Origin of the sequence: Mesorhizobium sp. NZP2077, assembly GCF_013170805.1 — a bacterium.
Classification (GTDB): domain Bacteria; phylum Pseudomonadota; class Alphaproteobacteria; order Rhizobiales; family Rhizobiaceae; genus Mesorhizobium.
This window is the reverse complement of sequence record NZ_CP051293.1, coordinates 7,018,880-7,040,894: the sequence shown is the minus strand read 5'-3', so window position 1 is coordinate 7,040,894 and position 22,015 is coordinate 7,018,880. Positions and strand designations below refer to the sequence as shown.

Below are 22,015 nucleotides of genomic sequence, written 5' to 3'. Positions count from 1 at the left end.
ACGATCCGACTGGGATTAAGGATAATAACCGCGGCCTGCTCGCCATGGTGCTGAACTCCCCTACCAAACAGCACCACGCGAACGGCAAAGATCATCAAGGTCGATGGTATGGAACAGCCCTTCGAAACGGCATCGAAGGCGCCTACCCTCGTCGTGCTGAACACCACAAAGAGAGGGAAACGATCTATGGAACAGATTGCCACCGTCGGCCTGGATCTGGGCGCTCACGTCATTTCATGAGCGGCCACCGGTGCCTCTTTGCGGGATCGGAATTGCTCCCATCCTACTGCGCGAAGATTGCACTCGACGCAGGTCCCGCAACCGAAACCCCAGCTATGTCTATGCTCTCGGTCTCCGCTATAGCAAGTGTGGCTTCCCTCGCAGATGAGCTTCACCAGCGCCTCGCCGCCCAGCCAATCCGCCAGCGCCCAGGTCTGCGCCTTGTCGCGCCGCATGAGAGGTGTGTGAATGACGAAACGCGTCTCCATTCCAAGGTTCAGGGCAAGTTGCATCGCTTTAACTGCGTCATCTCGACAATCCGGGTAGCTGAAACGATCCGTCTCGGACACGCCGATCACGAGGTGTTTCGCGCCCATCCGGTAAGCTGTCGCGGCCGCAAAGCCGAGGAACAGAAGGTTGCGGCCAGGCACGAAGGTATTTGTTAGACCGTTCGCGTTCAGTGCGACCTCGACGTCACGCGTGAGCGCGGTATCGCTGATTTGGCCGAGCACGGCCATGTCAATCATGTGGTCCTCGCCTAGTCGCCCACGCCAGGCCGGAAAGTCTGTTCGAATGCGCCCGAGCAGGTAGGGCCGCACATCGAGCTCGATCCGATGCCGCTGCCCATAGTCGAAGCCGATTGTCTCGACGCGCTCGAAGTTCTCCAGCGCCCAGGCCAGGCAGGTTGTCGAATCCTGGCCGCCGGAGAAAAGGACGAGTGCGGTTCCCGGATCTCGTTGCATCGGGTCAACCCCCGTATTCAGCCCAGCACAGCGGTGTCTCATAGACTGTTACCGAGCACATTTGGCCAAGAAGCGGCTTGGTTTGGTTCCAGATCCAGATCGCAATGTTTTCCGCGGTCGGATTGTCGAGACCCTCAACCTCATTCAGATGCTGATGGTCGAGCCGTTGCAGAAGCGGTCCGAACACAGCCTCGACATCGAAGAAATCGATGACAAAGCCCGTGTCTGGATCGACGGGCCCTTCCAGACGCAGTTCCACACGGTATGAGTGGCCATGCATGCGGTGACAGCGATGGGTCTTAGGCACGCGCGGAAGACAGTGCGCTGCCTCGAAGGTGAAAGCTTGCGTAATTTTCATGGGATCCCGAGAGACTTGTGGGTTTGAAGGCTCAAGCGCCAACGTGGGTTGGCAAGACAATAGGCCACTGCGGCGGCTGTATTCGCCTCGCGCTCGGGTCCATCCATCGGCTGAAGCAAAAGGTGGTCAAACGCGAGAACTTCGAAATGTTCGGGCTCCGCGCCGATCTGAGGATATACGAGCTTTAGCTCGTCCCCTGCCATGACCACGAGGCGTGCATTGCATTTCGGACTGACGCACAGCCAGTCGATGCCGGCGGGTGTGGGGATGGTCCCGTTGGTCTCTACGGCAATTTCAAACGCCAAGGAATGCAGCGCTTCCAGGAGTTCTTCGTCGATCTGGAGGAGGGGTTCCCCTCCGGTGAGCACGACAAGGCGCTGCCCAGTTCCCGACCCGCGCCAAGCTTGCTCGACCGCCAAAGCAAGCTCCCGTGGGGTGTCAAAATGTCCGCCGCCGGGGCCATCTACCCCAACGAAATCGGTGTCGCAGAATCCGCAGAATGCTCGCGTTCGGTCGCCCTCACGTCCCGACCAAAGGTTGCAGCCGGCGAAACGACAAAATACGGCGGCCCGCCCGGCATTTCGTCCTTCACCTTGAAGGGTGTAGAAAATTTCCTTGACCGCATATGACATTGCTTAAGCGGCCTTCGACCGAGCAAAGGAACATCTCTGCAGGCTTACGAGACGCGGCAAAGGGTGAGGAATGCCATGCGGCACGTTTTGCAGCTCGTTCCACAGTCGAGGGTTGTTGCCGAAAACCCACTCTCCCGAACTCCGGGCAGAATTAGGTTTCAGCGAGCGGAGGCTTTGGGGAAGGGCCTCTCGCTCTTTGAAGCCAGTCACCACGAGAAACGCTTCGATCACGTCGCTCATGGCGATGGTGCCTTGACGAGGACGAGGCGTGAGAATCCTGGGGTCTCCTCGAAAGCCTTCCTTATAGCACGGAAGAACTCGCTCATCAGACGCAAGCCGCGCTCCAGGATGAGGCGGTCGAGCGATGAGTAGGTCGTGTGCGGCGGCAGGGCGCGGAGAAAATCCGCCATGTCCTGATCGGTGATCTGAAGGGCTTCATCGATGGTCCTGCCGACAATGAATTCGGTAAACGCCGAGGAAGTGGCTATGGCCGAGCCGCGGCCGAAGGTCTGGCACGTTGCGGCGGTGATCGTCTGCGTCGTACGGTCGAAACCCATCGTCAATTTAAGCCCATCGCCGCAGGCGACGGCGCCGACCTCGCCGGCCGCATCGGGGGTTTCCAAAGCGCCGACATTGTGCGGGTTGATGAAATAGAGCTTGTCGCTGAAGAGGTAAAAGTTGTCGGTGTCGTCCCGCATGGGCGCCGATCCTTGTCGTGATGGCCGCTAGCCGAAGGACTTGCCGCAGGCACATTTGTCCCGCGCATTGGGATTGTCGAAGACAAAGCCCGAGGACTCCAGGTCCGTGACGAAGTCAACGGTCACGCCGGCGAGATGGGGCTGGGAGTTTGCGTCGACGAACACCTTGAACCCGTCCGTCTCCATGATGGCATCGCCCTCGCGCGAGACGCTTTCCAGACCCATCAGGTATTTGAGGCCGGCGCAGCCGCCCGCCTCGACCATGATGCGAAAGCCTTCCGCCGGTTCGTCGGCGCGGGAAAGCGCGGTCTTGACGGCAGCGACGGCGTTTTCAGTGAGTGTGATCATGAGACTATTTTCTTGCTGATGCATTCGCAAGCGCCGCTGCACAGAACGTGCCAGAGAGGAAATTCAATAGAAGCCACTGATTAGCGGATTTGGCGCCCTGTCTCACATCCAACAATTGTCGGATGTCGGACAAAGTGAAACCTTGCGTACAGAAGCGGCGTTGGACACATCGCTAGTGCGTCGCCTGAGCTAGCGTTTTCGATCATATGAAATGTTGACCAGTGTAAGGGTGGGAACTCTTAAGTCGTGCTGCGCTCCACAAGGCGCCATCGTGACCACGCAGTGCGGTGGCGAACACCGGGTGGTCGATAGCCGCATCGATCGCGCCTTCTCGAAGCAGGCGCCGTCTGCGTCAGCTCGTGGGTGCCGAACACCACTCGCGTGCACGCCCCGTGGCCTGCAGTGCGGCCGTCACCTCGCAAGGGCCGACTGTGGCATTGTAAATGCCGTCAAGCCAGGTGGGCCAACGCGCCGCCCAGAGAACAGCCCAATCACCGACACGGCGGCCACGGCCTCGATTAGAAGCCGTGGTCAGTTCCAGTTGCTATCGCAAATCGCGGTCTGGCTCGTCCGCGTTCCAAAACGAAACTCGAGCGAGCACCGGTCTCGCCGTCACATCGAAGGAGAGAAATCGCTATCTGTCACAGCTACTCGTCGGCAAGGATCCCGTCACGGCCGACATAGGGAAGTACCCAAGCATCGTTGTTGCAGTCATGCTTGGAAAAACCGGTGCGGCTATGTCAGTGGCGCCCGCCAACAACGTCGCCGATAGCGTTGCCGCAAGGCGGGTACTGACTGTCACGCTATCGTCATCCGAAGCGCTGCAACAGATTCGTCAAACAAGTTTACAGACTCTTTGCGAATGCAACTCGCTGATCGTGATACGTTCGCTTTAAAGCAGAGATTGGCCGAGCTAATCGTCGAAATCAGTGGTTTGGAATGCGTGAACATAGAACCTGCAGCGTTGATCGCAAGACGCATACAGAGAGGCCCTTTAATGGATATCGACATTTTCGAAGCTTATGAGTCTAACGTTCGTCGTTATGGACGCTCGTTTCCAACAGTCTTTAAAAAGTCACTTGGGGCGACAATCTGGGACGAGTCCGGAAAGGCTTATATTGATTTCATTGTAGGGTCCGGCGCGCTCAACTACGGTCATAACAACCCGGATATTATTGAACCGGCAATTCAATATCTCACCGATCAAAATATCGTCTTGTCGCTTGATATGTATACAGCTGTAAAGCGTGATTTCATCGAAGTGTTTGTCGAGTCGATCCTGAAGCCCCGGGGCCTTTCATACAAAATACAGTTTCCTGGGCCGACCGGGACGAACGCTAACGAAGCGGCGTTGGCGCTGGCGCGAAAATATACCGGCCGCTCAAGTGTCATGGCCTTCACAAATTCGTACCATGGCATGTCGCTCGGCTCCTTGGCGGTTTCGGGTTCAGCGTCAACCAGACAGCTTGGCGGCGTTGCTCGCCACGATGTGATCCGTGTCCCTTACGAGAATTATCCGAACCAAACTTTCGATTCCGCGAGTTACATTGATCACGTCTTGGGCGACCCAGGCAGCGGGATAGAAAAGCCGGCCGCAATCATCCTGGAGCCCATCCAGGCAGAAGGCGGCATGAACACCGCATCCGCACCATGGCTTGCAGAAATTCAGCGCATTTGCCGTAAGCACGACGTTGTTTTCATCGTCGATGACATTCAGGCAGGTTCGGGACGAACGGGCGATTTCTTCTCATTCGAGTTCGCGAAAATCGAGCCCGACATCGTTTGTCTTTCGAAATCGCTAAGCGGTTCAGGTAATCCGTTGTCCATAGTTCTGATTCGCCCCGAGATGGACATATGGAATCCGGGAGAACATAGCGGGACCTTTAGAGGGAATAATCTCGCCTTTGTGACTTCCGCGGCCATGTGCAAAATGTGGTCCGATAGGCAGTTTACTAAAGCCGTCGAGGGGACGGCCGTAAAATTGCAAGAACACCTTGATCGCCTCGTTGCGAAATTCCCGAAGTGCATCGAACAAAAGCGCGGCCGGGGTCTGATGGCCGGCCTCAAGTGCCGTTCACAGGCCGTTGTTGGCCGTGTGCACGATGTCGCGTTCGAAAACGGCCTGCTGATCGAATCGTCGGGGCCAAATCGCGACGTCATCAAAGTCCTTCCGCCGATAACAATCTCAGATGACGAACTTGATCACGGCATTGCCATCCTCGATCAGGCACTACAGGAGAAAACAAATGGCGACTAACCAAGCACTTCAAACGCCGGCCATCTCGCCTCTTACGATCGAGGAACGAACCGGCTCGATCAGCACCGCGGAGATCATCTCGGTCCTAAAAGGTGAGATCACGGCTCTGCATATCAGCCAAGCTTTCAGCGCCGAAATAGCCGAGGAGATCACCGCGAAGTTTTTTGGCAGTCCCGGTCTCAGGGAGCGCAAAGATGGCGTCCCCGGACAATATGTGGGCGCATCCCACTACAGGAAGGATGCAGCCACCTATTTCGCGGAGGCAGAAACTGCGCGGCCACACGTTGACGCTCTTTTTGGCTTTTTAGTTGACCCGGTCCGAGCCTTATTCGACGCGTTGAAGCGCGAGCTTCACAACCAAGGCATTGAATTGCGGCTGGCGCGCTCAGAACACGGTCAGGCGAACGTTTGTCGGGCTCTCAGTTGGACCGGAAGCGGCACATTTTCCTTGGACCCCCACGACGATGTCGCTCAAGTGTTACGTGCCGGGAACGATTACGAGCTTTCTGCGGTGGCGCACAACACCGTCGCAGCACTCAACTTTTATCCCAGCATGCCTGAGGAAGGTGGCAATCTGCGGCTCTGGAGCCACAAGCCGACAGTGGCAGATCGAAAGTCGCAGGGTGTGGAGACCACGGGATATCCCTACTCCGCAGCTTATCTCGAGGCCGTGCCTAGTCGCGAAATCCAGCTCAAGGCCGGGGATATCGCGCTACTTGACGGCGGTTTCGTTCATGGGGTTACCGGTCAATCAGGCAACGGAAAGCGTCGCGTGCTGCTGAATTGCTTTTTCGGATTTGCGCGGCCAGATCTTGTTCTCTGGTGGACCTGACGTGAATGTCGCAGCCGCTGAGCGTGACCTGATGTGGTGGACGGCCTCCGCTCCCGGCATCGCAATGTGCCAAAGTGTGGCTGTCGAAAGTCACATGAGGGAGAGCCGTCCATGGAGAAGATTACCACAATTGGGGTGGATAACGCCAAGCACCTGTTCCAGGTCCACGGGATCAATGCTGCTGGCGCAACCGTGACCCGCCGTAAGCTGCGCCGCGACGATGTCGTTGGATTCTTCGAGGCTTTGCCGCCGTGCCTGATCGGTATCGAGGCTTGTGCGACAGGACACCCCTGGGCTCGGGTTCTAATTGCACTGGGCCACGAGGTTCGGCTGATGCCGGCGTCTTACGTCAAGCCATATGTGAAGCGGCAGAAGAATGACGCCACTGATGCAGAGGCGATTTGCGAGGCGGTGACGCGGCCGACGATGCGCTTCGTTCCGGTGAAGAGCGAGGAGCAACAGAGTGTGCTGATGCTACATGGGGTCCGCGAGCTTTTGATCCGGCAGCGGACGATGCTGGTGAACGCCTTGCGCGGCCACTTGGCCGGGTTCGGCATCGTAACGCGACAGGGGATTGCCGGGGTCGGTATGCTGATCGCGTTGATCGAAGACGGTGATCCCGATCCCGTCCCGCCGCTTGCGCGGTCCGCACTTCTTCCGCTGATCCAGCAGTTGCGGGAGGTGCACGAGAAGGTCCGTGAGATGGACCGCCAGATTCATGCGTGGCATCGCTCGAATGAGTTGAGCCGACGCCTTGAGACGATCCCCGGAATAGGCCCGATCACTGCCAGCGCACTCACCGCGACAGTGACAGACGCATCGCTCTTCAAATCCGGCCGACAACTGGCGGCGTGGATAGGCCTGGTGCCGCGGCAGAACTCATCGGGTGGCAAGGACCGCCTCGGAAGGATCAGCAAACAAGGCGATCCCTATCTCCGCCGGCTTCTCGTTGTCGGAGCACACGCAGTGCTTCGTTTCAGCCGCAAGGCCGAAGTTGCACCTACGCGATGGGCCGCCGAGCTTCTGGTGAAGAAGCCGTACAACGTCGTCGCTGTTCGCTTGGCGAACAAGATGGCACGGATCGTCTGGGCGCTAATGACGACGGGCAGGCGCTTTGAGTCTACCGTCGCCCTTTGAAAGATCGCGAGGATGCAGAAATTGGTGAGGTGCTGATGGTGTGATGGCGAACGGTCGAGCCGGGATCGGACAAACCCGATCAGTGGGTGCCGCTTGAAAGCGCGTTGACCTGTCTGGGATCCGATCCGCGGACTACATCAGGGCCAGCGGCATAAACGCGCCGCAATCAAAGGCCGTATACATGCCTGCACCCGACCAATCGTCAGAAACGCCGAAAAGCACTTGCCACGCGGGGGCCGTCCATACATGCCACTGAGCTTTCATCCAGTGGCGATCAGGGCCTCGGCTGTTCCTGTTACGCCGTATGGCGCGGTTTGAGAAACCGGCGGAGACGCCAAGCCTTAATTGTGCGCAGCGTCGAAGTCGGTTCCGGCGAAGGCCGCCGGGGTCTCGTAGCCGAGCGAGGAATGCGGCCTCGCGGTGTTGAACAACACGACGAAAGAACGCCTACGGGACCGAGGAACGCAAGTTTCTTTATCCATGGCATCCTTGGGCCGGCGTTGGGTTCATGTTCATGAGGTGATCGAGAAGGCAGACCGGGAGGGTTTCCGCTGCAGTCTCTCTGGCCACGCCTCCGATCGGTGGCTGGAGGTTCCGGCCTGGATGTTTGATCGCGTGGTCTGCACCGCGTGGCGCATTGCCGCTGCCCCCCATGTCGATCTCAGAACGCTTGGCGTCTTGGTGACACTGCTGCATCCGCGACGGCCAATTCCCACACCCCATCGCAATTGGAGGATTCGGGCGCAGCATCGGGTCCTCACGACGCGAATCGGGGGTCCATGCCGCGCCAGCCCACAACATATCAGTTCGATCTGTTCTCCAACCCGCACGACGCGCAGTGCAACCATGGCAGGCGCTGCCGCAAGAGACGCGCCTGACGCGACAAAGCTGATGGTGCGCCTGATCCTCGACCACGTCGACGGCGAGCGCGTCGCTCCACGCGAGGAGGAGCGCAATGATGCATGAGAAGATCCGGCCCCACCATCTCGAGCGCAAGGCGATCTCGAGGAGTTCGCCAGAAGGGAACTCACCCACGATGATCATGTGGTGACCAAGGCGACCGGCAATGCCGCGGCGGTCGCTGAAGTGCTTTCGCCCTACGTGGATCGGATCGTGATCGCCGATCCCAAGCAGGTAAGACTGACGAGACCGACGCCACTGTCCTTGCGAAGCTATGTGCCTCGGGCTTTCTACCGGAGGTCTGGGTTCTGGATCCGGCGTTGCGGATCGAGGACATCGACCGGCGGACGGAAGTCATCCGTGTTCCTCACAGCAAGACGCAAGCCTGCTCGCTCCTGCCCCTGAAGGATCCGGTGGGCGAGGCCGTGCTCGCTTATCTGCGTTCGGGACGGCCTGCGACCGATGCCAGGGAATCTTCATCCGCAGGCCCGCGCGCCCTATCGCAAGCTCGAGAAGCTATACAGTCTGTTCCGACAGCGGCTCCGCGATGCCGGCATCAAGCCGCCAGGCAATGTGGACCACACATCTTCCGTCATGCGAGTGCGGTCGAGATGCTGCGCGCGTCAATTCCGCAAAAGGTCATCGGCGACTTGTTGGGGCATCGCTCAACCGCGTCGACAGTTCCCTACCTCGAGCTTGTCTCCGAGGATCTCAGGGACATCGCGCTTGATGTGCCGGGCGCGGAGGTGCTGGCATGACCGCTCGTTGGCCCGATCCCAATCGCACGACCATTGACCCGCTATCTCGCGATTTTTGATCTGTGCAGCATCAAAAGCCAAATCTGCTACCGCCAAGTCTTGCACGGCTTCCAGGACCACGGCAAACTCGATCAGGACGTGCTGATCGTGTGGCTGCGTGTATCGGCCGAAATGCTGGGGCAGCGACGACGCTGCTAGACCGTACCCGCATTATTGACCGCTCCTCGATCATCTTCTGAAAGTCGGGGCGATTGACCGCCACCCCATCTGATCAGCAGTCCATGCCGGTCTGGCGCGCTCTGGCGTCGCGCAATCCAGGAAAAGGCTTTTGCTCAATTGCGTCGACCATAGCCCTTCGGCAGCGTGCGGGAAGAAGTCATGGCTGAGCACGTCGCGCGGATGCGGAATTGGGGATACAAATACTCCTCGCAGTCGGAGAGATTGTTGAGGTTCGACCACTTACCTGCAGTGGAATCCGGCATTTCAGGATCAACCGATCGGTGCCCGGCGAAAACAAGGTGAGACTCACCTTGTTTGTCGCAGCGCACGGTTCGTACCATGGCGTCGCCGACCTTGCTGACACCACCTCTCGATCGGTCTCACCGGCTTTTATTTTTTTGGCGTAAGCCCGAAGTATGCTCCGAACGTACTGGATTTTCCAAACAGCATCGGGTCGTCCACCGCCGAGCGATAGGTGAGCGCGACCAAGGCCCCGACGTCAGATCACCTGACGCTGGGCCTTGCGTTTGGCCCGCGGCTGCGTTTTGAAAGGCATCAGCTCCGCTGCTGCCGTTGCCGCTTGCCTGAACCCACACCAATAAACGATCCGTGCACCAACGCCCCTTTGCTATCATTTTGCGTCTTCTGTAGTCTCAGATCGTGAGACTCACGTTGTAATCCGTCAGGAAATCCTGCAGGGTCAGGATTTTCTCAACCCGCCTGAAGTTGTCGGTCGCATCGAGCAATGCCCGGCACTGGTCGAGAGACAACAGCGGGGCCACTGCCGCATTGCGGTCATTCAGCAGCGCGGTGAACCGCGTGCGCAGCATTCTGTCATAGGTGGCATCCTGGATAATCGGATACGCGCTCTTCACACGTTGGACCACCGACTGCGGGAGCAGGTCCATCGTGGCGGCTCGCAGCAGACTCTTCTCGCGCCCGTCGAAGGCCTTCTGGGCCCATTGGGTGCCGAACACGTACTCAACCAGACGGTGATCGCAGTAAGGGACCCGCACCTCAAGACCCAAAGCCATGCTCATCCGGTCCTTGTGGTCGAGCTCCATCGGCAGGTAACGCGTCAGGAAGAGGTAGGAGATCTCGCGCATGCGACGCTCGTGCGGATCGGCCGAGGCCGGCCCGGTCAGGGCCGGTACTTCCGCAAGTGCCCTGCGGTACTGCTCGTCGAGGTACCCGGGGAGGTCGAGTTTCTCGACAAGGCCAGGGTCTAAGCACCGCCGCACGATATCGTCGCTGTCATCGATCCAGGGAAACGTGTCGGCCTGAATGTACGAGGGATCGTGGAAAAACCGGTAGCCGCCGAAAAGCTCGTCGGCACCCTCCCCAGAGAGGGCCACCGTCGAGTGTTGCCGGATGGCCCGGAACAGCAGGTAAACGGAGCTATCTTGGTTCCCGTAGGTCAACGGCAGGTCGCGGGCGTGGAGGGTGGCGGCCCGCACGTTCGAGTCCATGAGTTCGTTCGCCGACAACGTAATGTCCGTGTGGTCGGTACCGACGAACTTCGCGACATCCTGCACGTATGGCCCGTCGGGTGTGGGGTGCGCCGGGCCAGGAATGAAGTTGTCAGTGTAGCCGACGAAGTCGAGGGCGAAGGATCGGATCCGTTCGTCGCTGAAGCGCGCGGCCAGGGCGGTCATAGCCGAGGAATCAAGCCCGCCCGACAAGAGTGTGCACAGCGGCACGTCGGCGATGAGCTGCCGCTGGATCGTGTCCTCGAGCAACTCTCGGACGCGCCGAACCGTCGTAGGCACGTCGTCGGTGTGCCCGCTGTCGGTGAGCTGCCAGTAGCTCACCTCCTTGATGCTTTCGCGGGTCACGCGGACGATGTGGCCGGGCCGTACCTCACGCATGCCACGGAACACGGTGTTATGCGGGTCGGCGACGAGAGATAGTGTTCGCCGAAGCCCGTCGGCGTCCATGGCCCGCTCGGCGAGACTATTGGCGAGGATCGCCTTTGGCTCGGAGCCGAACAACACTCCATGCTGGGTGGGATAGTAGTAAAGCGGCTTGATGCCCAGCCGGTCGCGTATGAGAAGCAGTTCGCGCTTGCTGGAGTCCCACAGTGCATAGGCAAACATCCCGTTGAGTTCGCTCACGGCTCTGCGGGGGTCACGCTGGCCCCACTCGCGGTGGGCGCGCAGCACCACCTCGGTGTCACTGCTCGTGTCGAACCGATGGCCCTGGGAGGCAAGCCGTTGACGCAGTTCGCGGTGGTTGTAAGTCTCGCCGGTGTAGACGAGCACCAAAGCCGGTCGGCCATCCTCCTGGTGCGTTATCGGCTGACGGCCGCCCTGGAAATCGATGATCGCCAGGCGGCGGTGTCCCAGTGCCGCAGGCCCGTCGATCCAAGTCCCCTCGTCGTCCGGACCACGATAGGCCATGGTGGCCGTCATATCGGCAAGCTCCCTTCGCGCGTCGGGACTTCCTAGGTCACGATCGAAATCAATCCATCCACAGATGCCGCACATATTTTGATTCCTTGCCTGGGTAAATGTCGAGTCCATGACGTGGTTTACCGATGAGCACGCATGCGCCATGCCAAATGAGAAACCGTTTCGAGGCAAAGGGATAGATTTGGCTCAGCTACGTTGCGTGTCCGACGTTGTCGGACACCGGACGGCGCCGAAGTCGAAACGCTTGCGGGTCAGGAGGATATCTTGCTCGTGCAAAGAGTGCGCCTCGAGGATAAGCGATTGCGTCGAGGCACCTTTCCCGAATCGTCTTGATGGTTAAGTTGCATACTCAATCAGATAGGTTCGGTCTCCGAGGTGCCGATCTCCATGCCCAGAATTCTCGCGCCGGCCGTCACTGTTGACGCGACGGCAATGATGATGGCGACCGACAAGATGCGGCCGCCGCAGCGCGCCTTCAGGTAGGTCGCATCGATCCACAAATACGGCCAGTCACCCTCGATCGGCCGCTCAAGGAAGGCCTTAACCTTGCCGTCAAGCTCCTCGCAGAGCCGGCTCGCCTGGCTCTTGGAGACGCCGCTCGCGCCCATCGCCGACCGAGCGAGTCGGCGGCGACAATCAATATTTGACGGCTTCTCTCCCAGATTGTCGCGCTACACCTGACATAGGTCGAGCAAAGGCCAACAGGGACGCAGGTTACACGACTTCGCCGAATAGGGTAGCAATGAAGTGCGCTGAGCGCCCATGTCATTCGCTGGTGCGCTGACAGTCTGTCTCTTGCGGATCATCGCCATCGCCTCAGTCGGCAATCGTGGTCACCGCCTGGTCCGGAGTTGGCGTGAGCGAGCAGCTGGCGAGCCCGAGCTGGGTCGTGGGTCGCACCATTTCGGTTCTTTATTATGATTCATAGATGGCGGCATCGCGCCGGCGGTTGGGTCTGGAGCACCGTGGCGCAGAACCAATCCTTTGCCTGGGCGCCGGAGGCTCTGTGAATGGCCAGTCGAGGAGCACCGTCGTCTGCTGTCCGATCATAGTCGCCATCATCAGGGTCTGGGGGCCGCCCACGAGGGCCGGCGAGCGCGTGGTCGAGCCATTTTTTGGGTATGAGCCTCTCTAAGGGCGACGTTCGGACGATCGCCATTCACAGCCTTGCCGCACAGAAACGGGCATGGACCAACATCCCGCCCAAGAAGAACAGAACCGGCGGTTTCTCGCATAGCCTCTGAAACCGCAACTGATACGTTTGTCAGATTTGTCGAGCCCACGACGTAGCGGGACCTGCCTGATTGACGCTGCATCCTGATCAAGTCGTTGACAGACAAGAAGAAAATTTAGTTCGGCCTCCCTTCTGTAAAGTTGGCACGACTTTTGATGGGACACATTGGCTACGTGGGCGGGGTTGCCGATGATGACAAGCGTAAATTATCTTTGATGGAGAGTCATGTGGACAAGCAGAGATTTCGTGATCTTGCCAGCATAATTGAGAAGTCCAGACCAGATTTCGACTATGCGTACTCCAAAGGAATAATGACACTGTATGCCCGCTCGCTTGAGCGGCGACACGTGGAGCTCGAGCCGGGACGATCGGTGATAGAATTCGCGAGAGGCAGTTATCTCGGGCTTGATAACCATCCGATGATCGTGGACGCTGCAATAGCAGCATTAGCGTCATATCGCTCGATACAGTGGTCCGGTGCACGCACGAGATTGAATTTCTCGCTAACCCGAGATCTCGAATACAGCTTATCTGAACTTTTCGATGCACGGGTTGTCGTATACTCCTTGGTTCTGACAGCGAACATGAGCGCGCTCCCGTTACTCGCATGCGGGGCTTTTACCAGAGGACGCAAGCCGGTACTTGTGTTCGACCGATTTGCCCATGCCACTTTGGCATACCACAAGGCTGTTATGGCCGAAGATGCAGAGGTTCTGCAAATTGGGCACAACGACATTGAGGAACTGGAGGGTATTTGTCGGAAACACACACGCGTCGCCTATATATGCGATGGTGTGTATTCAATGGGCGGAAATGCCCCAATTCGTGAGCTTTTGCGTCTCCAAGAACGTTATGGGCTATTCATCTACATCGATGATGCGCATGGTATCTCAATCCGGGGAAGGAATGGCCAAGGATATGCCAAATCGCAAATGACAGATCTAGGCGAAAACACAATCATCGCGGCTTCTTTGAGCAAAGGCTTCGGAGTAACTGGCGGTGTTCTCATGCTTGGGACGGAAGAGCAGGAGAAACTGCTTAGACGTTACGCCGTCCCGCATGCATTCTCAATGGGGCCAGACTTGGCCGGAATTGCAGGTGCCTTAGCATCAGCAGAGATTCATCGGTCTGCGGAGCTGGGTGAGCGCCAGGCCCGCCTGAGTAGGGTCGTTCAACGTTTTGACGAGAAAATGCCGACGCAATCGTCAGGTGACGGAATGCCAATCCGGATGGTCCCGATTGGTGCGTCTCGGGCAGCGGTGGATACGGCGGCAGAGCTATTGCGGCGTGGCTTTTATGTGGCCGCAGCATTTTATCCGACGGTGCCCCGCGACAAGGCTGCTCTGCGCGTATGCCTGACCGCAGACCATAGTCTGGAAGAGGTCACCCAACTTTGTGAGTCAATCCGAGACGTAGCTAGTCTGGGCCGGAGACTCATTAGCGCGCAGCCAAAGCCGGATTGAGGCGAGCTGGACCATGGCGAGGAAGTTGGCCGGGTACCATCTTACACCTACTTCCTAGATGACGAGACCTTAGACGTCCAGCGCGAGGCCTATGGCGAGTTTATTGCTGAGAATGGCCTGGGAGCAGGGCGGGCGTTCAAGAGCCTGGAGGTGATGACCAACGACATCAAGGCGATGGCAAAGTCACTTTTCAATGCGCCCGACGATGCCGGCGTCTCCTTCACCTCTGGCGGCACTGAAAGCGTCTTCATGGCGGTAAAGACGGCCCGGGACCTTGCGCGACACAAACGAGGCGAGCCGCCTGAACGCTACAACATTGTTGCATGTGTCACCGCTCATCCTTGTCTTAACAAGGCTGGAGAGCTTCTCGGCGTGGATATCATTCGAACCCCGCACACCAAGGAGTTCAGGGCCGACCCCTCGTTGATGCGCTCCGCCATCAACGACAAGACCATAATGCTGTTTGCATCTGCGCCCAACTATCCCTTCGGCACCTTTGATCCGATCGCAGAGATCGGCAAGCTGGCACAGCATTCGGGTCTTCGGCTTCACGTTGACGGCTGCTGGGGCGGCTTTCTCTCACCATTTACCGAGCGGCTCGGCTATCCGGTGCCCCCGTGGGACTTCCGGGTTCTAGGCGTATCCAGTTTGTCGGCCGATATCCACAAGTTCGGGTACGCAGCCAAGGGCGCCAGCCTGGTATTGTATCGGTCAGCCGATGACCAGGATCATGAAGCGTTCTCATTCAGCGGGTGGCCTCGGGGAACATACTCCACCCCTACATTCCTCGGGACCCGGGCCGGCGGCGCAATCGCGTCCGCATGGGCGGTAATGCACTACCTTGGCATGGAGGGCTATCTGCGCGCGGCGAGGCTCACGATGGAGGCCACCACGCGGCTTATCGCTGGCCTGAACAGCATTCCCGACATCGAGTGCCTGGCGCCCTACGGCGAGAGTAACCTGATCTCCTTTGTGTCGCTGGACTCCGCGCTTGACATCTATGCAGTCGCCGATCGCCTGGAAGAGCGCGGTTGGCTGCGCGGGCGTATGCGCGAGCCCCAGGCGATCCAACAGGGTGTCAACCCAGCTCATCTGGCCACCGTCGAAGAGTATCTATCGGCGGTGCGGGAAGCTATCGAGTTTGTACGTCGGAACGCTAGCGCGCCGGTCGCTTACGACGAACACAGCTATTAAAGGCCATCCATTGGCCATGGTCGTCGCCTGTCGCGGATGATCTCCGGCTCGCGGGCCCCCAGCTGGCACTGTCGGATCATTGGCCCTCGCCGCCATTCCAAGGCAGCATCTGCGACCCGCTTGTCGCAGCAAGCCCCGGCGCATTTCGCCTGAGGGAGGATTTTCCATCGTGGCAGACCAGAGCTTGATCGATGATTGCGGGCTGGTCGGGGAAGCCGCGGTCAAATCCCGTGCCCAAGAATACTGGCGCCCTATGTTGGCGACTGCCTCGAGCGATATCGGGGAAGGGCAGCGTGCGTCCTCGAGCCCGCCGTGGCAAATGCAGAACGCGTGATCGCACCACCCTAGGGCGGCAGGATCGTACCTCAAGCCGGCAACACGACGCCTTGGACAATGTGCTTATAGTTGAGGCTGGTGTCATCCTCAAGAACACACAGCGGCCGGACGCGAGGCCGCGCGACTTTTTCCATCAGACTTGCAGCTGAGGGCAGCGCACAGATCGTCGGAGTGGTGTCGACCAACACCGGGGCATCAACGTACTTCATTACTCCAATTGTAGAAAGACACCTTCGATTAATTTTCGGACGGTTACGATGTTCCAGGGCCGTCAGTTTGAACCGCGCCGGGTTTTCCGGAGGCCGTTTCGTTTGAGTCACGCGGCCACGGCTGGTTCTTCCAGCATGGCATAGTAGCGTTCCTCGGCTTCGGCCGGCGGGATGTTGCCGATGGGCTCCAGCAGCCGGCGATTGTTGAACCAGTCGACCCATTCTACGTCGCGAACTCGACGGCCTCGAACGAGCGCCATGGTCCGCGTCGATGAATCACCTCGGCCTTGTAGAGGCCGTTGATCGTTTCGGCGAGAGCATTGTCGTAGCTATCGCCGACACTGCCCACCGAAGGCTCGACGCCGGCCTCCGCCAAGCGCTCGGTGTATCGAATGCTGACGTATTGGCTGCCTCTATCGCTGTGATGGATGAGCCCGCTTCCCTGCACGGGCCGCCGATCATGGAGAGCCTGTTCCAGAGCGTCCAGAACGAAGCTGGCATGCGCCGTCCGGCTCACCCGCCAGCCGACGATCCGGCGAGCATAGGTGTCGATGACAAAGGCGACATAGACGAAGCCCGTCCAGGTCGCGACGTAGGTGAAGTCGGAGACCCACAGCATGTTCGGCGCCGGGGCATGGAACTGGCGATTGACGTGATCGAGAGGGCATGGTGCCGCCTTGTCGCTCACCGTGGTGCGGATCGGCTTGCCACGGATGATGCCTTCGAGGCCCATGGCCTTCATCAGGCGGGCAACCGTGCAGCGGGCGACATCGAAGCCCTCGCGCTGCAACTGCCGCCAGACCTTGCGAACGCCGTAGACGCGGAAATTCGCCTCGAACACGCGTCGGACCTCATCCTTCAAAGCCTCATCCCGCTTTGCCCGAGCCGACAGCCGGGAGGGAGCGATGCGCTTGGCGACATGGTCGTGGTAGGTCGACGGGGCGATCGGCAGCGCCTTGCAGATCGGCTCGACCCCATGCGCCTCGCGGTGATCGTCAATGAATGCGATCATGGCTTGAACCGGCGGTCGAGCTCCGCCTGGGCAAAATACGCGGAAGCCTTGCGAAGGATTTCGTTGGCCTGGCGAAGCTCGCGGTTCTCGCGTTCCAAAGCCTTGAGTTTCGTCGCCACATCCGTAGGCACACCGGCTCGCACGCCACTGTCGCGCTCGGCCTTCTTCACCCACTCATGCAGCGTCTGCGCCGTGCAGCCGATCTTGGCGGCGATCGACGACACCGCCGCCCACCGCGAGGCATGCTCGCCTTCGTGATCCAGAACCAGCCGCACCGCACGGGCTCGGACCTCGGGAGAGAACTTGTTGGTCGTCTTGCTTGTCATTGGAGCCTCCGATCAACCCGGCGCGGTTCAGTTCGACCAATCAGTCGGCGCTTCCTAAGACGTGTCGATCCTCAGTTGACAATCGTCGCTTCCGTCGCGCTGTGGAGCTCGCCGTTGGTGTCGCCGTCAGCGAGCTCCACTACCTTCAGTCCGCCCCTCGACAACATCGAGAACAGCACGATTGACAATGATTCGATCGACAACTCGCTGGCCCGTGTGCAGGCCTTCAGCACCTTGGATTCCCGACCTTGTTGGTGTGGTCCATGACACGGCCACTTCCTTACACCAGCAACGAGTCCATCGCGCTACCCGGTCAGGATCGAGGCCTCCAATCGAAAGCCTCGAGCTCGGCGATGCAGATCGTACAGGTTTGCGGCCGGCGAGTTGAAGGTGCGCGCCGTCATGCGAAAGATAAGATTGCTGGAGGTGCCCGCCTTCTACGACTTCACAATTGACAGATCTGCATTAGGCCGGTTTCAAGCGCATATGTGAAGGTCCTGTACTCCTTGCCCGCCCCAAACTGATCCAAAACGTCCCTCCATTGATTGCCCGATGGCGTCACGAGCAACACAGGGTCGTTCATGCTGACCGGCGGCCCGGTCGCGGACTGCAAGGCGGGTAAAGTGCTCCCCGGACAGATGCCAGAAACCGGTCTCGTCAATGCTGACCGACGGCTACGATAGCAACGCCATCCGCCGCCAGATCAGTTGACGGGGAGCCTTCGCCAACATCCCGCCCAAGTCCAATCGCATCTGGATCGCCGCTACCGTCAGCTTCTGATTATGAATCCGGACCCTAATGGGGGCCCGGCCAAGGACGAGACCCCTTGTTGAATGGCCGAATTTCTTCCAGTGATTGCGTCATCATGGAATTTGCAGCTGGCCACGCTGCGAACTCCGCCGCGCTCTGATCTATTTCGCCTTCTCCGCGAGCGGCTTCGTCACGTCCACACCGGACAGCCCGCCTCTGTTTTTTAACACAGGAATTATGACAATACTGCCATGTTTATTAAATTCTGGACGGTGAAATATTAATCATAATTCACATACGATTACTGCATGTGGTGCTATTTTTGAGTAAATCTCGGGCAGCAACAACTTCTTATAGCGCAACTAGCCCAGTCTTATAAGCTTACTTGTGAAGGACACCCGTGCGTGTGCCAGGTCGTTCGGCTCGTCGCTGTACCCGTCTCCACAGTGTAAGAGGAAGTAGATCGTGGACCAAATTTCACAGGCAACCACATTCGCCGGCAAGGTGGCTCTGGTGACAGGCGCGGCGCGGGGCATTGGATTTGCGATTGCCACGCGATTTATCAACGCCGGCGCAGATGTGGTGCTGGCGGACCTCTCCGAGAGCGACCTGAACGCCAGCATTTCGACCCTGTCTTCGGACTATACTGGCCGGGCCTTGGCGGTGGGTGCGAATGTGTCCAAAGATGCTGATATCACGCGAATGGTCGAGGCCGCATCGGCCCGATTCGGGCGGGTCGACATCTTGGTCAACAACGCTGGAATCTCTCCGAAACACGGCGGACGGAAGGCAAGGGTGGAAGATATGCTCGCTGCGGAGTGGCGTCAGGTTCTGGAAGTTAACCTGACAGGCGCCTTCCTTTGCTGCCGGGCCTGCCTTCCCCACATGCGGGCGGCGAAATGGGGCCGGATCATCAACATTGCATCGGTAGCCGGCCGAACGAAAACCGAGATTGCAGGAGCCCACTATGCCGCGTCCAAGGCCGGCATGATGGCCCTTGCCCGCACCCTTGCGGTTGAAGTAGGCTCAGCGAACATCACGGTGAATTCCATTGCGCCGGGCCGCATTGAAACACCAATGGCTACCGCAGCTGGTGCCGAGCTTAACCAGGCTTATGTCGCCCGCATTCCTGTCGGCCGACTTGGCACCGGCGAAGACATCGCCGCCGCGGTCGCCTACTTGGCATCTGAAGACGCTGCCTTCCTCACTGGTGTGACGCTAGATGTTAACGGCGGCTCGTTCATGATCTGATCCGCCTAGCCGCTGAAACTACAAGACGTGAAAGTTTGGAGTTCTAGGTACGAGTGTATCCATCGGGCTGACGGCTGATCGAACGCGCCTATATCGCTGGCGAGTGGATTTCGGGCTGACGTCGCTTTGACCTGACCTGCTCGTTGCGTTGGTCCCGATAACCGACGGATACGGTGGCGCTAGCGATCGACATCGCGCACCGCGCAACGGGAATGAGCCGGCACGTGCACTATCGACGCGAAGACTATCGAGGCGGGGCGCCTCCCTTCCGGCTTAATACGGAAGAAGAGACATCAGGCTGAGTTCGGTCTCGCATCCCACGGGACCAAGGAACGCAAGTTTCTTTATCCATGGCATCCTTGGGCCGGCGTTGGGTTCATGTTCATGAGGTGATCGAGAAGGCAGACCGGGAGGGTTTCCGCTGCAGTCTCTCTGGCCACGCCTCCGATCGGTGGCTGGAGGTTCCGGCCTGGATGTTTGATCGCGTGGTCTGCACCGCGTGGCGCATTGCCGCTGCCCCCCATGTGCCGCGCCAGCCCACAACATATCAGTTCGATCTGTTCTCCAACCCGCACGACGCGCAGTGCAACCATGGCAGGCGCTGCCGCAAGAGACGCGCGTGACGCTGACAAAGCTGATGGTGCGCCTGATCCTCGACCACGTCGACGGCGAGCGCGTCGCTCCACGCGAGGAGGCGCGCAATGATGCATGAGAAGATCCGGCCCCACCATCTGGAGCGCAAGGCGATCCTTTATGTGCGGCAGTCCTCGGCCCATCAGGTTCTACACAATCGTGAGAGCCGCGCCCTGCAGTATGCGATGCGCGATCGCCTGGTGGCACTCGGCTGGTCTTGCATCGAGACGGTCGATGACGATCTCGGCCGCTCTGCTGCTGGCGGTGTCGCGCGAGCGGGCTTCGATCGGATGGTCGCCGCAGTCTGTCTCGGCAAGGTTGGGGCGGTTGCGGCGGCGGGAGGTATCGCGCTTCGCCCGCAACAGCCGCGACTGGCAGCAGCTCATCGAGATGTGCCGCGTCGTCGATACCGTGCTGATCGACCAGGAGACGGTCTACGCACCGCGCCAGGGTAATAACCGGCTGCTGCTGGGATTGAAGGGCAGTCTCAACGAGTATGAGCTCGATCTTCTGCGTCAGCGCTCCCTGTCGGGCCGCTATGAGAAGGCTCGGCGCGGTGAACTCGTCGTCGCTGGCCCCGGTCGGCTTCATGAAGGTCGGCGACCGGCTGGAGAAGGATCCCGATCGTCGCATGCAAGAGGCCATCACCCTTGTGTTTGACAAGGTGGCGGAACTCGGCAGTGCCCGTCAGGCCTTGCTCCGGTTCCTCGAACATGGGCTGGATTTGCCTGCCAAGCGCAACAACGGGCGATGTGGTCTGGCGCAGGCCAAGCTATGCGACCATCCACCGAATGATCGAGAACCCGATCTACGGCGGCGCCTACGCCTACGGTATGACTCGTGCTGCGTCGGGATATGATGCAGCAGCCATTCGCTCGCGCAGCCGCCGTAAGGCGCGTGATGAATGGCTGGCGCTGATCCCGGGTGCACACGAAGGCTACGTCGGCTGGGAAAGGGCGGAAGCCATCCGCAAGATGGTGCGCGACAACGTGCCCACGAGCCGGCATCATGGGCGCCCAAGCATGGCGACGCTCTGCTCGCCGGCCTTGTCCGCTGCCGGCGCTGCGGCCGCAAGCTGACGGTCCGCTACACGGGAACCAAGCACAACATTCCGCGCTATTCCTGCTGGCGTGGTCTGCTTGACAATGGCGAGCCGCGTTGCATCGCCTTCGGTGGACTACGCGTCGACGACGTCATCGAGGAAGCTTCTGCGGGTTGTCGAGCCGGGAGCGATAGCGGCGGCCGTCGAGGTCGAAGCACAAGCGGCCAGTCGCCGCGATCAGGTCCGCGATGCTCTGATGCGCGATCGCGAGGCGGCACGCTACGGCGCCGATCGGGCGTTCAGGCAATACGACGCCATCGATCCGCAGAACCCGGCTGGTCGCGGCGGAACTGGAGTTGCGATGGAACCGGGCGCTTACGCGTGTCGGCGAGATCGAGAGCAGGATTGCCGCGCATGATGCCTCGACATCGGAGCCCTCACTTCTGTCGCCAATACACGTCACCGCGCTCGCCGCCGATCTCAAGGCTGTGTGGGCGGCGCCGACGACGGATGCAAGGCTCAAGAAGCGCATCGTTCGCACCGTCATTCGAGAGGTGGTCGCCGATGTCGATGACGAAGCGTCAGAGATCGTTCTCCTGATCCATTGGGTTGGCGGCGTCCATACTGAACTGCGCCTGCCGAAGCGGCGCCGCGGACAGCGCGACAGCACGTCCGGCGATCATCTCGGCCGTTCGCCAAAAGGTGCTCATCGACAATGATGATCTGATTGCCGGATCCTCAACCGCAATGCACTGGTGACCGGCCACGCCAATCGATGGACACGCGAACGGGTCACCGCGCACAGGTCGCATCATAAGATCCCTGTCTTCCGGCCAGCGGCGGATGCAAAGGGCCATGGCTTAACCTGAACAAGGCGACGCGCCTTCTCGGCGTTGCACGGAAGACCCTCAGGCTCGCCGCCGAGGCGGGTGAGATCGGAGGCGTTCATCCTCTGCCAGATGGTCCATGGGTCTTCAGCCGATCAACGCTTAGCGAACCCGCAGCTCAGCGCATCGTTCATCGCGCGCGGCAAAACCCAAAATACCCCATGGG

19 protein-coding genes, 5 pseudogenes and 1 other annotated feature are annotated in these 22,015 nt (G+C 59.5%); of the genes and pseudogenes, 12 read left to right on the top strand and 12 right to left on the bottom strand.

All coding sequences use genetic code 11. The features are described 5' to 3' along the window. Positions 1 to 224 precede the first annotated feature (224 nt). The 5 genes from queC to HGP13_RS34535 all read right to left on the bottom strand — a co-directional run bounded on the left by queC (position 225) and on the right by HGP13_RS34535 (position 2,998). Positions 225 to 962 carry a 7-cyano-7-deazaguanine synthase QueC gene (queC, locus tag HGP13_RS34555; RefSeq protein ID WP_172234307.1) on the bottom strand — a complete coding sequence of 246 codons (738 nt, stop codon included), beginning with the start codon at positions 960 to 962 and terminating at the stop codon, positions 225 to 227. Positions 963 to 966: 4 nt separating this feature from the next. Next, positions 967 to 1,320, bottom strand: a complete 354-nt coding sequence (gene queD / locus HGP13_RS34550) for a 6-carboxytetrahydropterin synthase QueD (protein WP_172234305.1) — start codon at positions 1,318 to 1,320, stop codon at positions 967 to 969. Continuing rightward, the gene (gene queE, locus HGP13_RS34545; RefSeq protein ID WP_172234303.1) at positions 1,317 to 1,952 is read right to left on the bottom strand and encodes a 7-carboxy-7-deazaguanine synthase; all 636 of its coding nucleotides are present in this window, start codon (positions 1,950 to 1,952) and stop codon (positions 1,317 to 1,319) included. The genes queD and queE overlap by 4 nt, the downstream gene beginning before the upstream one ends. Before the next feature lie 236 nt (positions 1,953 to 2,188). Next, complete coding sequence (locus HGP13_RS34540) at positions 2,189 to 2,650, bottom strand: iron-sulfur cluster assembly scaffold protein (RefSeq protein ID WP_172234301.1); 462 nt, start codon at positions 2,648 to 2,650, stop codon at positions 2,189 to 2,191. A 27-nt stretch (positions 2,651 to 2,677) separates the two neighbouring features. Then, positions 2,678 to 2,998, bottom strand: a complete 321-nt coding sequence (locus HGP13_RS34535) for an iron-sulfur cluster assembly accessory protein (protein WP_172234299.1) — start codon at positions 2,996 to 2,998, stop codon at positions 2,678 to 2,680. Between the two features lie 997 nt (positions 2,999 to 3,995). Here HGP13_RS34535 and ectB point away from each other — a divergent pair. The 3 genes from ectB to HGP13_RS34520 all read left to right on the top strand — a co-directional run bounded on the left by ectB (position 3,996) and on the right by HGP13_RS34520 (position 7,224). Then, the gene (ectB, locus tag HGP13_RS34530; protein WP_172234297.1) at positions 3,996 to 5,255 is read left to right on the top strand and encodes a diaminobutyrate--2-oxoglutarate transaminase; all 1,260 of its coding nucleotides are present in this window, start codon (positions 3,996 to 3,998) and stop codon (positions 5,253 to 5,255) included. After that, positions 5,245 to 6,087 carry a hypothetical protein gene (locus HGP13_RS34525; RefSeq protein ID WP_172234295.1) on the top strand — a complete coding sequence of 281 codons (843 nt, stop codon included), beginning with the start codon at positions 5,245 to 5,247 and terminating at the stop codon, positions 6,085 to 6,087. The genes ectB and HGP13_RS34525 overlap by 11 nt, the downstream gene beginning before the upstream one ends. Positions 6,088 to 6,198: 111 nt before the next feature. After that, on the top strand, positions 6,199 to 7,224 hold the full coding sequence (locus tag HGP13_RS34520) for an IS110 family transposase (protein ID WP_172234293.1): 1,026 nt from the start codon (positions 6,199 to 6,201) through the stop codon (positions 7,222 to 7,224). A gap of 260 nt (positions 7,225 to 7,484) precedes the next feature. Here the strand turns inward: HGP13_RS34520 and HGP13_RS38375 are convergent. Continuing rightward, positions 7,485 to 7,652, bottom strand: a pseudogene (locus tag HGP13_RS38375) (IS3 family transposase); the annotation flags it as partial. A gap of 616 nt (positions 7,653 to 8,268) precedes the next feature. Between HGP13_RS38375 and HGP13_RS38370 the strand changes: the two are divergent. The 3 genes and pseudogenes from HGP13_RS38370 to HGP13_RS38365 form a co-directional block, all read left to right on the top strand. Continuing rightward, positions 8,269 to 8,486: pseudogene (locus HGP13_RS38370) on the top strand (IS110 family transposase); the annotation flags it as partial. Further along, positions 8,460 to 8,882, top strand: coding sequence for a tyrosine-type recombinase/integrase (locus tag HGP13_RS34515; RefSeq protein WP_246707494.1), 423 nt, complete (start codon positions 8,460 to 8,462; stop codon positions 8,880 to 8,882). The pseudogene HGP13_RS38370 and the gene HGP13_RS34515, both read left to right, overlap by 27 nt. A gap of 33 nt (positions 8,883 to 8,915) precedes the next feature. Next, complete coding sequence (locus HGP13_RS38365; RefSeq protein ID WP_246707230.1) at positions 8,916 to 9,080, top strand: hypothetical protein; 165 nt, start codon at positions 8,916 to 8,918, stop codon at positions 9,078 to 9,080. A gap of 674 nt (positions 9,081 to 9,754) precedes the next feature. Here the strand turns inward: HGP13_RS38365 and asnB are convergent. From asnB to HGP13_RS38360, 3 genes and pseudogenes are all read right to left on the bottom strand, one after another. Next, on the bottom strand, positions 9,755 to 11,587 hold the full coding sequence (asnB, locus tag HGP13_RS34505) for an asparagine synthase (glutamine-hydrolyzing) (RefSeq protein WP_172234979.1): 1,833 nt from the start codon (positions 11,585 to 11,587) through the stop codon (positions 9,755 to 9,757). A gap of 347 nt (positions 11,588 to 11,934) precedes the next feature. After that, positions 11,935 to 12,123, bottom strand: a pseudogene (locus tag HGP13_RS34500) (transposase); the annotation flags it as partial. A 397-nt stretch (positions 12,124 to 12,520) separates the two neighbouring features. Then, positions 12,521 to 12,607 (bottom strand): annotated as a pseudogene (locus HGP13_RS38360) (ABC transporter permease); the annotation flags it as partial. 294 nt (positions 12,608 to 12,901) lie between these two features. On the opposite strand from HGP13_RS38360, the gene HGP13_RS34490 reads away from it, so the two are divergent. Both HGP13_RS34490 and HGP13_RS34485 read left to right on the top strand, forming a co-directional pair. Continuing rightward, positions 12,902 to 14,209 (top strand): aminotransferase class I/II-fold pyridoxal phosphate-dependent enzyme, encoded by a 1,308-nt coding sequence (locus HGP13_RS34490; protein WP_246707229.1) that lies wholly within the window; start codon positions 12,902 to 12,904, stop codon positions 14,207 to 14,209. A 6-nt stretch (positions 14,210 to 14,215) separates the two neighbouring features. After that, positions 14,216 to 15,403 (top strand): aminotransferase class V-fold PLP-dependent enzyme, encoded by a 1,188-nt coding sequence (locus HGP13_RS34485; protein ID WP_172234977.1) that lies wholly within the window; start codon positions 14,216 to 14,218, stop codon positions 15,401 to 15,403. A gap of 652 nt (positions 15,404 to 16,055) precedes the next feature. On the opposite strand, the pseudogene HGP13_RS34480 reads toward HGP13_RS34485, so the two are convergent. Together HGP13_RS34480 and HGP13_RS34475 are read right to left on the bottom strand one after the other, a co-directional pair. Continuing rightward, positions 16,056 to 17,286 (bottom strand): annotated as a pseudogene (locus tag HGP13_RS34480) (IS3 family transposase). Further along, positions 16,886 to 17,002: a sequence feature (AL1L pseudoknot), on the bottom strand. (Overlaps the previous pseudogene by 117 nt.) Positions 17,287 to 17,357: 71 nt before the next feature. After that, positions 17,358 to 17,519, bottom strand: coding sequence for a hypothetical protein (locus tag HGP13_RS34475; protein ID WP_246707228.1), 162 nt, complete (start codon positions 17,517 to 17,519; stop codon positions 17,358 to 17,360). Positions 17,520 to 18,501: 982 nt separating this feature from the next. Here HGP13_RS34475 and HGP13_RS34470 point away from each other — a divergent pair. The 3 genes from HGP13_RS34470 to HGP13_RS38350 all read left to right on the top strand — a co-directional run bounded on the left by HGP13_RS34470 (position 18,502) and on the right by HGP13_RS38350 (position 20,999). After that, entirely contained in the window at positions 18,502 to 19,287 is a 786-nt protein-coding gene (locus HGP13_RS34470) for an SDR family NAD(P)-dependent oxidoreductase (protein ID WP_210267839.1), read from the top strand. 867 nt (positions 19,288 to 20,154) lie between these two features. Continuing rightward, complete coding sequence (locus HGP13_RS38870) at positions 20,155 to 20,580, top strand: recombinase family protein (RefSeq protein WP_348648962.1); 426 nt, start codon at positions 20,155 to 20,157, stop codon at positions 20,578 to 20,580. A gap of 131 nt (positions 20,581 to 20,711) precedes the next feature. Continuing rightward, positions 20,712 to 20,999, top strand: a complete 288-nt coding sequence (locus tag HGP13_RS38350) for a recombinase family protein (RefSeq protein ID WP_246707492.1) — start codon at positions 20,712 to 20,714, stop codon at positions 20,997 to 20,999. A gap of 114 nt (positions 21,000 to 21,113) precedes the next feature. On the opposite strand, the gene HGP13_RS38340 is transcribed toward HGP13_RS38350, so the two are convergent. Further along, positions 21,114 to 21,269 carry a hypothetical protein gene (locus tag HGP13_RS38340; protein WP_246707502.1) on the bottom strand — a complete coding sequence of 52 codons (156 nt, stop codon included), beginning with the start codon at positions 21,267 to 21,269 and terminating at the stop codon, positions 21,114 to 21,116. Between the two features lie 49 nt (positions 21,270 to 21,318). Between HGP13_RS38340 and HGP13_RS38335 the strand changes: the two genes are divergently transcribed. Further along, positions 21,319 to 21,681 carry a hypothetical protein gene (locus tag HGP13_RS38335; RefSeq protein ID WP_246707501.1) on the top strand — a complete coding sequence of 121 codons (363 nt, stop codon included), beginning with the start codon at positions 21,319 to 21,321 and terminating at the stop codon, positions 21,679 to 21,681. The last annotated feature ends 334 nt before the right edge of the window (positions 21,682 to 22,015 follow it).

Bases quoted from the DNA above. Each gene is read 5' to 3' on its own strand.
- queC (WP_172234307.1), bottom strand. From the start codon at position 962: ATGCAACGAGATCCGGGAACCGCACTCGTCCTTTTCTCCGGCGGCCAG.
- queD (WP_172234305.1), bottom strand. From the start codon at position 1,320: ATGAAAATTACGCAAGCTTTCACCTTCGAGGCAGCGCACTGTCTTCCG.
- queE (WP_172234303.1), bottom strand. From the start codon at position 1,952: ATGTCATATGCGGTCAAGGAAATTTTCTACACCCTTCAAGGTGAAGGA.
- HGP13_RS34540 (WP_172234301.1), bottom strand. From the start codon at position 2,650: ATGCGGGACGACACCGACAACTTTTACCTCTTCAGCGACAAGCTCTAT.
- HGP13_RS34535 (WP_172234299.1), bottom strand. From the start codon at position 2,998: ATGATCACACTCACTGAAAACGCCGTCGCTGCCGTCAAGACCGCGCTT.
- ectB (WP_172234297.1), top strand. From the start codon at position 3,996: ATGGATATCGACATTTTCGAAGCTTATGAGTCTAACGTTCGTCGTTAT.
- HGP13_RS34525 (WP_172234295.1), top strand. From the start codon at position 5,245: ATGGCGACTAACCAAGCACTTCAAACGCCGGCCATCTCGCCTCTTACG.
- HGP13_RS34520 (WP_172234293.1), top strand. From the start codon at position 6,199: ATGGAGAAGATTACCACAATTGGGGTGGATAACGCCAAGCACCTGTTC.
- asnB (WP_172234979.1), bottom strand. From the start codon at position 11,587: ATGTGCGGCATCTGTGGATGGATTGATTTCGATCGTGACCTAGGAAGT.
- HGP13_RS34490 (WP_246707229.1), top strand. From the start codon at position 12,902: ATGGGACACATTGGCTACGTGGGCGGGGTTGCCGATGATGACAAGCGT.
- HGP13_RS38870 (WP_348648962.1), top strand. From the start codon at position 20,155: ATGACGATCTCGGCCGCTCTGCTGCTGGCGGTGTCGCGCGAGCGGGCT.
- HGP13_RS38350 (WP_246707492.1), top strand. From the start codon at position 20,712: ATGATCGAGAACCCGATCTACGGCGGCGCCTACGCCTACGGTATGACT.